13 protein-coding genes are annotated in these 14,570 nt (G+C 72.5%); 3 read left to right on the top strand and 10 right to left on the bottom strand.

The annotated features are described in order from the left end of the window. Positions 1 to 3: 3 nt before the first annotated feature. From D9V36_RS27585 to D9V36_RS27570, 4 genes are read right to left on the bottom strand one after another with little or no spacing between them, the layout of a single operon-like run. Entirely contained in the window at positions 4 to 1,059 is a 1,056-nt protein-coding gene (locus tag D9V36_RS27585) for an ABC transporter ATP-binding protein (protein WP_129296117.1), read from the bottom strand. Then, positions 1,056 to 1,964 (bottom strand): ABC transporter permease, encoded by a 909-nt coding sequence (locus tag D9V36_RS27580; RefSeq protein WP_129296116.1) that lies wholly within the window; start codon positions 1,962 to 1,964, stop codon positions 1,056 to 1,058. The genes D9V36_RS27585 and D9V36_RS27580 overlap by 4 nt, the downstream gene beginning before the upstream one ends. Then, positions 1,952 to 2,845, bottom strand: a complete 894-nt coding sequence (locus D9V36_RS27575; RefSeq protein WP_129296115.1) for an ABC transporter permease — start codon at positions 2,843 to 2,845, stop codon at positions 1,952 to 1,954. The genes D9V36_RS27580 and D9V36_RS27575 overlap by 13 nt, the downstream gene beginning before the upstream one ends. Before the next feature lie 41 nt (positions 2,846 to 2,886). Beyond that, positions 2,887 to 4,035 (bottom strand): extracellular solute-binding protein, encoded by a 1,149-nt coding sequence (locus D9V36_RS27570; protein WP_431357702.1) that lies wholly within the window; start codon positions 4,033 to 4,035, stop codon positions 2,887 to 2,889. 290 nt (positions 4,036 to 4,325) lie between these two features. Between D9V36_RS27570 and D9V36_RS27565 the strand changes: the two genes are divergently transcribed. Both D9V36_RS27565 and D9V36_RS27560 read left to right on the top strand, forming a co-directional pair. Next, the gene (locus tag D9V36_RS27565) at positions 4,326 to 5,069 is read left to right on the top strand and encodes a GntR family transcriptional regulator (protein ID WP_129296114.1); all 744 of its coding nucleotides are present in this window, start codon (positions 4,326 to 4,328) and stop codon (positions 5,067 to 5,069) included. A 90-nt stretch (positions 5,070 to 5,159) separates the two neighbouring features. Continuing rightward, positions 5,160 to 5,837 carry an HAD family hydrolase gene (locus D9V36_RS27560; protein WP_241721066.1) on the top strand — a complete coding sequence of 226 codons (678 nt, stop codon included), beginning with the start codon at positions 5,160 to 5,162 and terminating at the stop codon, positions 5,835 to 5,837. A 136-nt stretch (positions 5,838 to 5,973) separates the two neighbouring features. Here D9V36_RS27560 and D9V36_RS27555 read toward each other — a convergent pair whose 3' ends face one another. The 6 genes from D9V36_RS27555 to D9V36_RS27530 form a co-directional block, all read right to left on the bottom strand. Beyond that, positions 5,974 to 6,255, bottom strand: coding sequence for an HU family DNA-binding protein (locus D9V36_RS27555; protein ID WP_006605312.1), 282 nt, complete (start codon positions 6,253 to 6,255; stop codon positions 5,974 to 5,976). 303 nt (positions 6,256 to 6,558) lie between these two features. Further along, a complete protein-coding gene (locus D9V36_RS27550) occupies positions 6,559 to 7,992 on the bottom strand; it encodes an NAD-dependent malic enzyme (RefSeq protein ID WP_129296113.1) in 1,434 nt (477 codons plus the stop codon). A 524-nt stretch (positions 7,993 to 8,516) separates the two neighbouring features. Continuing rightward, entirely contained in the window at positions 8,517 to 11,165 is a 2,649-nt protein-coding gene (locus tag D9V36_RS27545) for a HelD family protein (RefSeq protein ID WP_129296112.1), read from the bottom strand. A gap of 221 nt (positions 11,166 to 11,386) precedes the next feature. After that, a complete protein-coding gene (locus D9V36_RS27540) occupies positions 11,387 to 12,130 on the bottom strand; it encodes an anti-sigma factor family protein (RefSeq protein ID WP_129296111.1) in 744 nt (247 codons plus the stop codon). After that, the gene (locus D9V36_RS27535; protein WP_088797889.1) at positions 12,127 to 12,666 is read right to left on the bottom strand and encodes a sigma-70 family RNA polymerase sigma factor; all 540 of its coding nucleotides are present in this window, start codon (positions 12,664 to 12,666) and stop codon (positions 12,127 to 12,129) included. The genes D9V36_RS27540 and D9V36_RS27535 overlap by 4 nt, the downstream gene beginning before the upstream one ends. A gap of 101 nt (positions 12,667 to 12,767) precedes the next feature. Then, the gene (locus D9V36_RS27530) at positions 12,768 to 13,463 is read right to left on the bottom strand and encodes a CGNR zinc finger domain-containing protein (RefSeq protein ID WP_129296110.1); all 696 of its coding nucleotides are present in this window, start codon (positions 13,461 to 13,463) and stop codon (positions 12,768 to 12,770) included. 254 nt (positions 13,464 to 13,717) lie between these two features. Here D9V36_RS27530 and D9V36_RS27525 point away from each other — a divergent pair, with 254 nt between their 5' ends. Further along, positions 13,718 to 14,494, top strand: coding sequence for a class I SAM-dependent methyltransferase (locus D9V36_RS27525; protein ID WP_129296109.1), 777 nt, complete (start codon positions 13,718 to 13,720; stop codon positions 14,492 to 14,494). Positions 14,495 to 14,570: the final 76 nt, after the last annotated feature.

Raw genomic sequence — 14,570 nt, 5'->3', positions numbered from 1 at the left:
CGCTCAGCAGTCCGTCACCAGCACCGGCTTCTCGTGCGGTGTGACCGTGCACCGTGCGCCCGGTGTCAGCTCGCCGGCCTCCCAACTGGGCACATCGGCCTTGAGCGGGACGCCGGTCTCGGTGGTCAGGTGCAGCCGGGTGGTGGCGCCCAGGAAGGTCGCCACCCGTACGGTCGCGGACATCCCCTCCGCGCCCGCGTCCGTACGGACGGCGAGACCTTCCGGCCGCAGCAGCACCTCGACCGCACGGCCCGCACTGCCGCCCGGTGCCTCCCCGTGGACCGGCAGACGGCGGCCGAACAGCTCCACCACCCCGCCGTCCCTGACGGTGCCGGGCAGGCGGTTCATGGTGCCGACGAACTCCGCGACGAACGGGGTCGCCGGGCGTTCGTACAACTCGGCGGGGGCGGCGCACTGTTCGAGCCGCCCGCCCCGCATCACGGCGACGCGGTCGGCCATCGACAGCGCCTCCTCCTGGTCGTGGGTGACGAAGACCGTGGTGATGCCGAGTTCGAGCTGGATACGCCGGATCTCCTCGCGCAGGCTGAGCCGCACCTTGGCGTCGAGCGCGGACAGCGGCTCGTCCAGGAGCAGGACGCGCGGGCGGACGGCGAGCGCGCGGGCCAGCGCGACGCGCTGCTGCTGGCCGCCGGAGAGCTGGTGCGGATAGTGGTCCTCCCGTCCTGGCAGGCCGACCAGCTCCAGCAACTCCGCCGCGCGGGCGGTGCGTTCGGCGGCGGCGGACCCCCGCACCCGCAGGCCGTAGCCGATGTTCTGGGCGGCCGTCATGTTGGGGAAGAGGCTGTAGGACTGGAAGACCATGCCGATGCCGCGGCGGTGCGCGGGGACGTGGGTGACGTCCTCGCCGTCCATGGTGAGCTCGCCGCCGTCGGCGGTCTCGAAGCCCGCGACGATGCGCAGCGCGGTGGTCTTGCCGCAGCCGGACGGGCCGAGCAGGGCGACCATCTCGCCGGGCGCGATCTCCAGGTCGAGGCCGTCCAGCGCGGTGGTCGCGCCGAAGCTCCGGCGCAGCCCCTTGAGGTGTACGGGTACGGTCATGACGTCGTCCTTTGCCGGCGGGTCCGGCGGGTCCGGCCGCCCGCCAAGAAGGTGAGCAGAAGCAGCAGGCCCCAGGTGAGGAAGAGGCTCAGCATGGCGGCGGCACCGGCGAGTTCGGCCTCCTCGCCTCCGACCTCCACCATCCACACGGCGAACGGCCGGTAGCCGAGCACGGAGGCGACGGTGTACTCGCCGAGCACCATGGCCAGGCTGAGCACCGCGCCGCTGACGACGGCGGGCCGCAGATTGGGCACGACCACCCGCCCCAGCGTGGTCAGCCGTCCGGCACCCAGGCTGCGGGAGGCCTCGACCAGCGTCTTGAGGTCGACGGCGCGCAGTCCGGCGTCCAGCGACCGGTAGAGGAACGGCAGCGACATGACGGTGTAGAGCAGGACGAGGACGAGCGGGAAGTTCTCGTTCTGGAGGACCATCAGGGTCTGGTAGAAGGGCGTCCGCGCCAGGTCAGGCGCCCACGACAGCACCGTGTTGACCCCGGCGACCAGCGCGATCGGCGGGACGACCAGCGGCGTCATGCACGCGATCTCGACGAGCGGGCGCAGCCGGGGCAGCCGCAGATGGACGACGACCATGGCGGGGACGACCAGCAGCAGGCCCAGCGCGACGGTGGCCAGCCCCAGTTCGACGGAGAGCAGCAGGCTGCCCAGCATGTCGGCGGAGACCAGATGGCCGGTGTAGACGTCGAGGGAGAAGCCCTTGACGGGGTCGTCGACGGTGAACCAGAGGGAAGCGGCGACGGGGACGGCGAAGTAGAGGAACGCCAGGAGGAGGACGGCGAGGCGTCCGTAGGGGCGGCGGCCGCGGGCGGGGGGCGCGGGGCGCGGCTCGGGGGCGCGGTCCGGGGGCGGCGCCACGGGCGGCTGCGCGGCGGTGGTCATCCCAGCCATCGGGCGCTCCTGCGCTGCAGCGGTATCTGCACGGCCATCACCAGCAGCGCGATGACGACCATGTTGAGGCTCATGGCGAGGGCCAGGTTCTCCTGGCCGGCCAGGACGTTTCCGGCCAGTGCGTTGGAGATCTGCACGGTGATCAGCGGCACCGAGCTGCCGACCATGACGGCGGCGGTGGCGTGCGAGGCGAAGGCGGTGCCGAAGAGCAGCACCGCGCCGCCGAGCAGCGAGGGCAGCAGGACGGGGAGGCCGATGTGCCGCCAGAACTGGCCGCGGGTGGCGCCGCAGGAGGCGGCGGCCTCCCGCCACTGGGTGCGCAGCCCGTCGAGCGCGGGCAGCACGGTCACCACCATCAGCGGGATCATGAAGTACAGGTAGGCCAGGACCAGTCCGGCGGTGGTGTAGAGGCTGAAGCCGGTGTGGTCCAGGGACAGCAGCCGGGTGAGGGTGCCGGTGGTGCCGAGGGTCGCGACGAAGGCGAACGCGAGCGGGGCGCCGGAGAAGTTGGCGAGCACCCCGCAGGCGGCGACCACGGCGCGGCGCAGGGCGGGGCGCCGGGAGGCGACGACGGCCTGCGCGATGAGGGTACCGCCGAGCGTCGCCAGCAGGGCGCAGAGCAAGGAGAGCTGGACGCTGCCGCCGAGGCCGGTGGCGTAGATGCCCTTGAGCGACTGGCGGACGTTGTCGAGGGTGGCGTGGGTGTGGCCGGTGGCCGGGTCGGTGGCGGTGAAGGCCCCGTACACCAGGGCGCCGGCCGGCAGGCCGAAGCAGAGCGCGAGGAAGGCGAAGAAGGGCAGGACGGCGGGCCAGTGGAGGCGGCGGGTGCTGCGGCGGGGGCGGCCGGGCGGGCCGGCGTCCGTCGCGGGTCGGTCACTCATACGCGGGAGATCTCCAAGGGGCGGGGAGGGGTGAGCGGGGGTCAGCCGACGGCCTTGCCCCAGCCCTCGTTGATGGCCGCCTTGGCGGCGTCCTCCTGTTCCGGTGTGGGGAACTTCGGAGTGCCGTGGACCTCGGGGAGGCGCGCTGCGGCCTTCTTGTCGGCGGTGCCGTCCTTCTCCATCCGGTCGAGGAGGGCGGGACGGGAGTAGCCCCGCAGCCAGATGTTCTGGCCCTGGGGGCTGTAGAGGAATTCCAGCCACAGCCGGGCGGCGGCGGGGTGCGGGGCGTAGGCGTTGACGGCCTGGTTGTAGTACTGGGAGTACGGGCCGTCGGACGGCACGGAGACCCGCCAGTCGACGCCCTTGGCCAGGAGTTCCTTGCGGTAGCCGAGGTTGAGGTAGTCCCAGTCGAGGGAGATCGGGGTCTCGCCCTTGCGGATGGTGGCCGGGGAGGACTCGACGGGCACGAAGTTGCCGCGCTGCTTGAGCTTCTTGAAGAAGGCCAGGCCGGGCCGGACGTCACCGAAGGAGCCGCCGCCCGCAAGCGCCGCGGCGAAGATCGCGGAGAACGCCGAGGACGACTCCGCCGGGTTGCCGTTGAGCGCGATCTTGTTCCGGTACCGCGGCTGGAGCAGCTCGGCGAACGTCGTGGGGCACTTCGTGACGGCCTTGGCGTCGCAGCCGATGGAGATGTAGCCGCCGTAGTTGTTGAGGTACGAGCCGTCGGTCTGTTTCTGCGTGCGGGGGATGTCCCGCCAGCCGGTCACCTTGTAGGGCGCGAGCAGCCGCTTGCCCTGGGCGTTGCGCATGAAGGCGGTGCCCAGGTCGAGGGCGTCGACGGCGCGGTCCTGGCCGCGGCGCTTGTCGGCGGCGCCGAGGGCGAGCTGGCTGGTGCCGCCGGGGTTCTCGTTGTTGACCTCGATGCCGTACTTCCGCTCGAAGGTCTTGATCATCTCGCCGTAGTTCGCCCAATCGGGGGCCAGCGCATAGACGTTGAGCCGGCCTTCCTTCTTGGCGGCCTTGACGAGGGCGTCCATGCCGCCGAGGTCCGCGGCCGAACGGGCGGTGGCCGCCTTGCTGGTGACGGCGGCCGGGGCGTAGCCGCAGCCGCCGGCGGCCGTGGCGGTCACGAGGACCGCGACGCCGCCGGCGAACGCCCGGCGCAAACCCGCCGGTCGGGGTGGCTTCACTGGTTACTCCTGGATCTTTGGCCCTCCACCTGTATGGACAAGCCGCCGTCAGTAAGCCCCGTCAAAATAACCGGAAGATGAACCCCAGACCAACCCCTGGAGCAGAAAAACCGCAGGTCATAAGCGTTATAATGGAAAAGGTTTAGAGCTTTGCGCAGTGGTTAGACGCATACCCCGTGGCTGAGCGGACGCGTACATCTGCGCACAGCTGACCCGATCGTTCCGGCCCTGTCCGCAGGGCCGGGAGCCGTCCTGCCGGCCGGCTCACCACCAGGCCGCGAGGAGCCCTGTTGACCCGACGCCACCAGCAGATCGCCGAGGCGCTGCGCCGGGCGATCACCGACGGGATGCTCCCCGTCGGCAGCGCACTGCCCTCGGAGACCGAACTCGCCGCCACCCACGGCGTCTCGCGCGGCACGGTCCGCCAGGCGCTCGCCGCGCTGCTCTCCGAAGGCATGATCGGCTCCCGCCAGGGCGCCCGGCACCTCGTCCTGAGCACCGCGCCCAGCCAGAGCTTCACCGAGCTGCGCAGCTTCGCCCAGTGGGCACGCGCGGGCGGCCACACCCCCGGCGGCCGGGTACGCGAGAGCGTCCGCGGCACGGCCACCGCCGAGGAGGCCGCGCTGCTGCAACTGGCCCCCGGCGACGAGGTGCTGCGGGTGCTGCGGCTGCGGACCCTGGACGGCGAGGCGGTGTTGCTGGAGCGCACGGTCTACGCGGGCTGGATCGCCGGTGCGGTCGAGGAGCTGCCCGACGACTGCGAATCGGTCACACAGGCGCTCCTGGCCTCCAGCGGGCTGATGTTCGCCCACGGTGAGCACCACCTGGACGCCCTGGCGGCCGGCACCGTGGACGCCCGGGAGTTGCGGGTGCGACGGGGCAGCCCGCTGCTGCGCGTCCGCCGCACCACGACCACCGCGGAGGGCCGCCCCGTCGAGACCTCCGACGACCGCTACCGCCCGGGCGCGGTGGTCTTCACCGTCCGCAACTCCACCCAGGCCAACCCGCTGGCCCGCACCCCGGCGGCCGACTGACAGCGGGCGCCCCCGCTCCGGCCGCTCTCCAGTCCTCCCGCCCCGCGCCCCGCTTCCGCCCGCCCTCTCCCCCGAACTGCGAGCCCGCCCATGCCCGTGATCCCCCCGCCCGCCCCCACGCTCCCCGCGGCCATGCTGTGCGACATGGACGGCACCCTCGTCGACACCGAGCACCAGTGGCTGGACACGGTGGCCGGCTTCCTGCGGGAGCAGGGCCTCGCGGCCACCGACGCGGTGCTGGCGGACTTCGCCGGCGCCCCGGTGGACGACGCCGCCCGGCGGCTGGTGCACGGGTACGGGGTGCGCTGCGACGTCACCCGGACGGCCGCCCGGCTGGACCGGGACTTCACCGCCCGGGTCGCGTCCGGGGTCACCGTCCAGCCGGGTGCGCTGCGTCTGCTGGACCGGGCGCGGGCCCTGGGCGTCCCGGCCGCCCTGGTCACCGCCTCCGAACGGCATGTCGCCGATCTGGTGCTGCGCACCCTCGGCGCGCACCGCTTCGCCCTGTCGGTCACCTCGGGCGAGGCACCGCGCGGCAAGCCGCACCCGGACCCCTATCTGGCCGCCGCGGCCGGTCTCGGCGTCGACCCCGCCGACTGCCTGGCCGTCGAGGACACCCCCACGGGCGCCGCGGCGGCGCTGGCGGCGGGCTGCCGGCTGCTGGCCATACCGAGCGTGCCCGGCATCGCGGCGGGCCCCCGTACGGCCGTGGTGGCCTCTCTGGAGGACGTGGACCTGGCGGACTTCCCGTTCGCCCACCCCAACTGATCCCGGCGGGCACAGGCCGCACGGACGGGCGCAGCGGCGCTTTCCGGCCGCAACGCCCCCGGGGGACAGCCCCGGTCACACGAAAAGGCGGCCATCCCTGGGAGGGATGACCGCCTTTGTGCCGTACTAGGGGGTGTTACTTACCCTTGGCGGCTTCCTTGAGCTTGGAGCCCGCGGAGACCTTCACGCTGTAGCCGGCCGGAATCTGGATCGGGTCGCCGGTCTGCGGGTTGCGCGCGGTGCGAGCGGCACGGTGGGTGCGCTCGAAGGTCAGGAAGCCGGGGATGGTGACCTTCTCGTCGCCCTTGGCGACGACCTCGCCGGTCACCTCGGCGAGGGCGGCCAGAACGGCGTCGGCGTCCTTGCGGGTCACCTCGGCGCGATCGGCCAGAGCGGCCACCAGCTCACTGCGGTTCATGTTTGTACTCCCGTGTTCTTCTTGCCAATGAGGCGTGAGATCGAAGCCGATGCTGCCAGGGTCCTCGGACAGTCCCCGGACCCGGGTCTGGTGCCAGACCCTCGCGCCCGATTACGCATCCTGCCCCCACCTGCGGCGGTAAAGCCAATCCGGCACCCAGGAGGGTCACACGAAAAGCGCCACTGCCTCGTCAGTGGTGACGCTCCGTGTCAATCCCGCTCCGGGCCGGCCCCACAGGGCGGCGGTCGCTTCCCGCCACCCTATGGGGGCCCCAACAACGGCGTGTCCAGCGACGCGCCGTACTCAGACCGTCGTGGTGGCCGTCACAGACGGGTCACCGCTCTTCGCCGCGTCCCGGACCGCCCCGGCCACCGCGCCCGCGACCTTCTCGTTGAAGACGCTGGGGATGATGTAGTTCGGGTTGACCTCGTCCTCCAGGACGACGTCCGCGAGGGCGCCGGCCGCGGCCAGCATCATCTCGGTGTTCACGGTACGGGAGTGGGCGTCCAGCAGGCCGCGGAAGACACCGGGGAAGACCAGGACGTTGTTGATCTGGTTCGGGAAGTCCGAGCGGCCGGTGGCCACGACGGCGGCGGTCTGCCGGGCGACGGCCGGGTCGACCTCCGGGTCCGGGTTGGCGAGTGCGAACACGATCGCGCCGTCGGCCATCTGCGAGACGTCGTCGCCGTCCAGGACGTTGGGCGCGGAGACGCCGATGAAGACGTCCGCGCCGACCACGGCCTCCTTGAGGGTGCCGGTGACGCCCTCGGGGTTGGTGTTGTCGGCGATCCATCGCAGCGGCGAATCCGGGTCGGCGTCGACCAGGTCGGGGCGGCCCGCGTGCACCACGCCGTGGATGTCGGCGACCACGGCGTGCTGGACACCGGCAGCCAGCAGCAGCTTGAGGATGGCGGTGCCGGCCGCGCCGGCGCCGGACATCACGACCCGGACGTCCTCGATCTTCTTGCCGACGACGCGCAGCGCGTTGGTGAGCGCGGCGAGCACCACGATGGCGGTGCCGTGCTGGTCGTCGTGGAAGACCGGGATGTCCAGGGCCTCGCGCAGCCGCGCCTCGATCTCGAAGCAGCGGGGCGCGGAGATGTCCTCCAGGTTGATGCCCGCGAAGCCGGGGGCGATGGCCTTGACGATCTCCACGATCGCGTCGGTGTCCTGGGTGTCCAGGCACAGCGGCCAGGCGTCGATGCCGGCGAAGCGCTTGAAGAGGGCCGCCTTGCCCTCCATGACGGGCAGCGCGGCCTTGGGGCCGATGTTGCCCAGGCCCAGCACCGCCGAGCCGTCCGTGACGACCGCGACGCTGTTGCGCTTGATGGTCAGCCGGCGGGCGTCCTCGGGGTTGTCGGCGATGGCCTGGCAGACGCGGGCGACACCGGGGGTGTAGATCATCGACAGGTCGTCGCGGTTGCGGATGGGGTGCTTCGACGACATCTCGATCTTGCCGCCGAGGTGCATCAGGAACGTACGGTCGGAGACCTTGCCGAGCGAGACGCCCTCGATGTGGCGCAGCTGCTCGACGATCTCGTCGGCGTGGGCGGTGGAGGTGGCCGCGATGGTGACGTCGATCCGGAGCTTTTCGTGGCCGGACGCCGTGACGTCGAGGCCGGTCACCGAGCCTCCGTTGGACTCCACGGCCGTGGTGAGCTGGGAGACCGCGGTTCCGCTCGCGGGCACCTCCAGCCGGACCGTCATCGAGTAGGAGACGCTGGGCGCCGTTGCCATGGCCGACTTCCTCTGCTTTCACCGTGTTGCTGGATTGCTGTCCGATCGTCGCACCTACCGCGGAGTACGCGGTAGCCGCCTCGCATTGCGAACATTGTGTTCGCGGGCACGGGCGACTCCGGAAAACAACTTCCACCATACGAGAATACCCGTCGACGGCAAAGAGGCCCACGTCACCGGGTGACGTGGGCCTCTTCCTGGTCTATGACACCGACCCGCCATGCTCGCCTCGCGGCAAGTGGTCGCTCGTAGCGACGATGGTTGGGCCCGGGGGCTTGGATCGGGCCGGTGCCGTCACCCAGGCTAACAAACCATCCCCGGAAGCGAATCCCGTCCCGCGGGCCCGATTTCAAGACCCCTCGTACGGCGGCGGCGCAGCGGCCTGCCGCGCCCGCCGTACGGGTGCCGGACGGGGCCGGCGGGGTTGCGGGACCGGGCCCGAGGGGGTGCAGGGCCGAGCCCGGCGGCTACCGGGCCGGGGCCCGGCCCGGGGCGGTCCCGCCCGGCTCGGGCCCGCGGCGGATTCAGTCCCGCAGCAGGTCCGGCACCCCGGCCGCGTCCGGCTCGTCCCGTGCGGCCGACAGCACGGTCAGCTGCTGGGTGGCCCGGGTCAGCGCCACGTACAGCACCCGCAGCCCGGCCGGGGACTCGTCGGCGATCTCGGCGGGCGAGACCACCAGGGTGGCGTCGTACTCCAGCCCCTTGGCCTCCAGGGAGCCCAGGGCCACCACCCGGTCGCCGAGCGGGGCGAGCCAACGGCGGGCCTGCGCGCGGCGGTTCATGGCCACCACGACGCCGACCGTGCCGTCCACCTCGCCCAGCAGCCGCCCGGCCTCGGCGACCGTGGCCTCGGCCAGCGCCGCGTCGCCGGCGGCCCGGTCCGGCCGGCCCCCGTCACCGTCCCCGCCCCCGTCTCCGTCTCCGGTCGCGACGAGCGCGAAGCGCGGCTCCAGGCCCGTGGAACGGACCGCCTTGGGCGACTGCATCCCGGGCATCGCCAGCGCCAGCACCCTGCCGGCCAGTTCGGCGATCTCCGCGGGGTTGCGGTAGTTCACGGTGAGCGTGAAGCGGCGGCGCGGGCGGGTGCCGAGCGCTTCGTCGCGGGCGACGGCGGCCTCGTCCGGGTCGGACCAGGAGGACTGCGCGGGGTCGCCGACGACCGTCCAGGTCGCGTGCCGGCCACGGCGGCCGACCATCCGCCACTGCATGGGCGTCAGGTCCTGTGCCTCGTCGACGATGACATGGGCGTAGTCGGTGCGCTCCTCCTCCAGCCGTTCGCGCCGGCTGCGGCCGCCACCGTTGCGCTCGGTGTAGGTCGTCAGCTCCTCCAGACCGGTCAGCTGGTCCAGCGGGTCGGCCTCGCGCTGCCGGGGCGGGCGCATCGGGGCGCCGAGGATCATCTGCAGCTCGTCCAGCAGGGCGACATCGTGCACCGACAGCGGGCCCTGCCCCTCCCCCGCCCCGGGGGTCCGGCCGGGGGTGTCCCCGGCGGCGGCCGGGGGCGCACCGGTGCCGCCCAACCGCCGCAGGGAGCGGGCCAGTTGGCGCACCTCACGCGGGTTGAGGATCCGGCGCGCCCAGCGGCCCAGCAGGCGCTCGTCGGCCATCGCGGTGAGCACCCCGCGCGGGGTCAGCTCGGGCCACCAGGCGTCCAGGAACTCCTGGAAGTCGGACTCGGTGGTGATGTCCTCGTCGAATCCCTCCCGGGCCTCGGCGGCCAGTTCGGGGTCGGTGTAGCGGCGGGCGGCGCCGGACTTGGCCCACAGGGCGTCCAGGATCAGCCGGCGGGCGCGCGGGCGCAGCAGGTTGACCGGGGCGGTGCCGCCGAGCGCGGACTGCCGGATGGCGTGCAGCTCGTCGGCGTCCAGCTCGATGCGGCCGCCGAAGGCGACGACCCGCAGCCGGGCGGGTACGGCCGGGGCGGGGCGGGAGGGTCTGGAGCGGCGCCGGCCGGTGCCCTCCCCGTCGCCGGCAGCGTTCCCGGCGGGAGCGGCAGGCGCGGCGGGCGCGGCGGGAGCGGTGGGCGCGGCGGGCGCGGTGAAAAGGTCCTCCAGGGAGAGCTGGGCGCCTCCCTCCGCTGCCCCGCCCTCGTCCGCGGTCTTGCCCTTGGGCTCCGCGGCCGCCGGGCCGGCCAGCTCCAGCGCCCCGCGCGCCGCCTTGCGCAGCAGCTTCTGCATCCGCGACGAGCCCTTGATACGGGCCACCGCCGGCGGGTCGTAAGCGGTCGCCTCGGCGCCGTCCACGAGCGAGCCGAGCGACCGGATGGCGACCTGGCCCTCCTCGCCCAGCGACGGCAGGACGCCCTCGGTGTACGCGACCAGCAGCGGCGTCGGGGAGACGATCAGGATGCCGCCCGCATAGCGGCGCCGGTCCTGGTAGAGGAGGTAGGCGGCGCGGTGCAGCGCGACCGCGGTCTTGCCGGTGCCGGGGCCGCCCTCGACCTCGGTGACCGAGGCGGCGGGGGCCCTGATCACCATGTCCTGCTCGGCCTGGATGGAGGCGACGATGTCCCGCATGGTGTGGCTGCGGGCCCGGCCCAGCGCGGCCATCAGCGCACCGTCACCGACCGCGGGCAGCTCCTCGCCGTCCAGCGTCGCGGTGACCTCGGGGCGCATCAGGTCGTCCTCGACACCGAGGACCCGGCGCCCCTTGGAGCGGATCACCCGCCGCCGGACGACCCGGCCGGGGGCGACCGGGGTGGCCCGGTAGAAGGGCGCGGCGGCCGGCGCCCGCCAGTCGATGACCAGCGGGGAGTAGTCCGCGTCGAGCACGCCGAGGCGGCCGATGTGCAGCGTCTCGGCGATCGCCGCGCGGTGGTCCTCGATCGCGCCGTCGGCGGGCTCGACGGAGGTGAAGGCGCCGTCCGGACCCTTCTTGCCGTCCTTGCCGAGGAGCAGGTCGATCCGGCCGAAGAGGAAGTCCTCGTACTCCGAATTCAGACGGTGGAGATGGACGCCGGCCTGGAAGACCTGCGCGTCGCGCTCGGCGAGCGCGCCGGGCGTGCCGACCTGGCCGCGCTTGGCGGCGTCGTCCATCAGGAACTCTGCCTCGTGGATCTTCTCCTCAAGGCGCCGGTAGACGCGGTCCAGATGCGTCTGCTCGGCTTCGATCTCGCGGTCGCGAACGGAATCCGAAGCGTGATCCGGTGCGTGCGTGGCGTTGTGCGCGGCCACCCAGGCCCCCTTCTCCTGTGCGTAGGGCAGCCGTCAACCGTACGCGAACCAGGCACCGCGCGCACCTGGGGAAAGGGACAAAGTCGGGCGATTTTGGTCGGATGTTGAATCAAGCCTCTACGTCGGGCGGACCCGGTCGAGGGGATTGCCGGTCGAGGGCATGGCGGTCCTTGACGGGCGCCCCGTGCCGTACCCGGCCCCGGGGCGCCGGACCGCGCCGCTCAGACGTTCACCTTGGCCAGCCGCTTGCCCTCCGTGGTGGTGACCTCGAAGTGGTCGATGTCGCCGCGGTTGAAGCCCGCGCCGCCCGCCGCGTACAGGGGCTCGCGGTTCCACTTCGCGGCGCCGCCCGGGATGCCGTAGCCGCCCTTGGGCACCGCCCAGGTGGTCACGGTCTGCCGCTTGCCGTCCTTGCCGACGGCGACCAGCCCGCAGGTGAGCGGCCCCTTGACGTTGGCGAGTTCCAGGACCACCTGGGTGCCCCACGGCCGGGCGGCCATCGAGACGCCCGCCGAGACCTTGGTGTCCGGGTCGACGGAGCTCGCCTTCTCGCCCGCCGCGTACTGGGCCCGCACGGCGTTCGCCAGCGGCGGCGCCGGCTTCTCGCCGGAGTCCTGGGGACCCAGCTTCAGGGCGGCGAGCGGCCCGCCGACGATCAGCACGACGGCGGCGGCGACCAGGAACAGCCGGCGCCTGGCGCGGCCGCGCCGGGTGGCGGCGACCTCGTCCATCAGCCCGTCCAGCAGCCCCGGACCGGGAACGGCCGTGATCGTCTGCGGCGTCGGGGCGGACTGTTTGAACTCGGCCAGTACCGGCGACAGGCCCATGAGTTCTTCGAGTTCGGCCGCGCACCGGTGACAGCCGACGAGATGCGCCTCGAACCGGTCGGCGTCGGCACCGTCCAGGACGCCCAGCGCATAGGCGCCGACGTCGGTGTGCCGGTCCGGCTGCGTGGGCGGGTTCACTCCGTTACTCCTCGTTCCTCTAGCGAGAGTCTCAGGGAGCGCAGCGCGTAGAACACCCGGGACCGCACGGTCCCGGCCGGTACGCGCAGCACCTCCGCTGCCTCGTTGACCGTACGTTCCTTGAAATACGTTTCGACGAGGGCCTCTCGATGGGCCTGGCTCAGGTCGCTCAGCGCCTCGGAGATCGTCATCATGCGCAGGGCGCGGTCGATGACATCCGCGGCCGGCATCGTCTCCAGAGGAGTCGGATCGACCTCTTGGGGCCGCGCCTTGCGACTGCGGTGCCCGTCGATCACGATCCGCCGTGCGACGGTCACCAGCCAGGGTCGTATCGAGCCGGTCGCCCGTTGCAACTGGTCGGCGTTGCGCCAGGCGCGCACCAGCGTCTCCTGCACCACGTCCTCCGCGCGGTGCCGGTCGCCGGCCACCAATCGCAGGACGAAGGCGAGAAGCGGGCCCGCGTGATCGTCATAGAGGGCTCGCATGAGCTCCTCGTCAGGTGTCGTCCTGTCTGCCACGACGGCATCCTTACGCACTCCAACTCCCGGGTCGATAGCCCAGATCGCCCAAGATCGCCGGGGGACCCTGCCATGAATCGGACTTGCGGTGAGGAGTACGGACGGGACGGGCGGGTTACTCAGAGTTCGGCGGAAAATTTTTCCGAGCCGACCGCGACGCCCTGACCTGCGGTTCCGGCCGTGCCCCGCGGAGCGGTGCTTCCCACCTGTGCCCTGTGCACGGTCGTGCGGCGGCGGTGCCTGGCCACCCGTTCCCGGTTGCCGCACACCTCGCTGGAGCACCAGCGGCGGCGACGGCCGCGCGAGGTGTCCAGATACACCAGGGTGCAGCTCTCGCCCTCGCATTGGCGTAGTTGCTCCCGTGCCACCGCGTCGGTCAGCAGCCCGATCGCGTCCCGGGCGACCGCGGCCAGCAGCCCGGCACAGTCGGGCGGGCCGCCCAGGGCGCGGGCCAGGACACCGTCGGCGGTGCGCACCGCAGACGCGGCGGGCGGCTGCCCGGACGCGGCCGCGGAGTTGAGCAGCGCCAGATCGGCCTCGGCCGCCCGGCCCCGCAGCTCGTCGTGCACCACCCGGCGCAGCAGCTCGCGCAGCGCCCGGAAGCGGCCGACCCAGCCGGCGTCGACGCCGTCCAGCGGGGTGCCGCGCGGCACCAGCCCCGCGCCGACGAGCCAGGCCCGCAACCGGTCGGGGCCGGTGAGCCGTTCGCCGGTCGGCCGTTCGCCGGTGAGTTCCGCGGGGGGACGGTCGGCCGTGGCGGCCAGGTCCAGGCAGATCCGCCCGCAGTCGAACCGCAGGTCGCAAGGCGCCGCCATGTTCCTGTCACTCCTTAGGGCCGGACGTGTGTGCTTCCAGAGTGCCCGGCCCACGGGCCCGCCGGAACCCTCCGGAGGCGGCCACTCCACGAAGGCATGGTGCGTAGACACCGCATGTAGACGCTATGTGTATACGCCTTATGTATAGTTCGCGGCACGGCGGTTCGCGGGCCGCGCGCCCCGGCCGCCGCATGCCGTAGCGCCTGCCACAGCACCCGCCGTAGCACTCCTTGCCCTCCCGGAGGAAGGTCTCCATGCCGCGCACGTCCCTGCTCACGAACCGCGCCAGCCTGACCCACAAGATCGGTTACGCGGTCCGCCACCCGGCCAGGATCACTCCGTACGTCAAGCGCACCGCCCGCGACACCTGGCTCCGCCTCAAGCACCCCGACCACGTCGCGTACTACCGGGCGGTGATGGCCTCCGACACCGGCCGCAACCCGGAGGCCGCGGTCGGCAGCCGCAGCCATGAACGCTGGCTGGCGCTGGGCGAGATGCAGTTCGACTACCTGGCCGGACACGGCCTGAAGCCCGGCCACCGGATGCTGGACATCGGCTGCGGCAATCTGCGCGCCGGCTGGCGCTTCATCGCCCACCTGGACGCCGGCAACTACTACGGCATCGACATCTCACCGGACATCCTGATCTCCGCGAAGCAGACCCTGACCACCTATAAGCTCCAGGCCAAGCTGCCGCACCTGACGATCACCCAGAATCTGACCCTGGACTTCCTGCCGTCCGCCCACTTCGACGTCGTCCACGCGCACAGCGTCTTCTCGCACTCACCGCTCGGCGTCATCGACGAATGCCTCGCCCATGTCGGCCGCATCCTGGCACCCGGCGGCTTCTTCGACTTCACCTTCGACCGCACCGAGGGCGCCGAACACCAGGTGCTGCGCGAGGACTTCTACTACCGGACCGAGACCCTGCTGAGCCTGGCCCGCAAGCACGGCCTGGAGGCGCGCTTCATGGAGGACTGGGAGAAGCGGCCGCACGGCCAGTCCAAGATCCGGGTGAACAACCCGGGGTAGGGGTGCCTGGCCGCTGCTTCCGGCTGTAGTGGAGGGTGCTTCCGCGCCGCTCCCGCCGGGCGTGTCCGCGTCGCTC

The organism is Streptomyces lydicus (genome assembly GCF_004125265.1).
Lineage (GTDB): Bacteria > Actinomycetota > Actinomycetes > Streptomycetales > Streptomycetaceae > Streptomyces > Streptomyces lydicus_C.
The sequence above is the reverse complement of the archived record's forward strand: the minus strand, read 5'-3'. Positions and strand labels throughout refer to the sequence as shown.

Coding starts and splice junctions, on each gene's coding strand:
- D9V36_RS27575 (WP_129296115.1), bottom strand. CDS start 2,845: ATGAGTGACCGACCCGCGACGGACGCCGGCCCGCCCGGCCGCCCCCGC.
- D9V36_RS27550 (WP_129296113.1), bottom strand. CDS start 7,992: ATGGCAACGGCGCCCAGCGTCTCCTACTCGATGACGGTCCGGCTGGAG.
- D9V36_RS27555 (WP_006605312.1), bottom strand. CDS start 6,255: ATGAACCGCAGTGAGCTGGTGGCCGCTCTGGCCGATCGCGCCGAGGTG.
- D9V36_RS27585 (WP_129296117.1), bottom strand. CDS start 1,059: ATGACCGTACCCGTACACCTCAAGGGGCTGCGCCGGAGCTTCGGCGCG.
- D9V36_RS27580 (WP_129296116.1), bottom strand. CDS start 1,964: ATGGCTGGGATGACCACCGCCGCGCAGCCGCCCGTGGCGCCGCCCCCG.
- D9V36_RS27525 (WP_129296109.1), top strand. CDS start 13,718: ATGCCGCGCACGTCCCTGCTCACGAACCGCGCCAGCCTGACCCACAAG.
- D9V36_RS27530 (WP_129296110.1), bottom strand. CDS start 13,463: ATGGCGGCGCCTTGCGACCTGCGGTTCGACTGCGGGCGGATCTGCCTG.
- D9V36_RS27560 (WP_241721066.1), top strand. CDS start 5,160: ATGCCCGTGATCCCCCCGCCCGCCCCCACGCTCCCCGCGGCCATGCTG.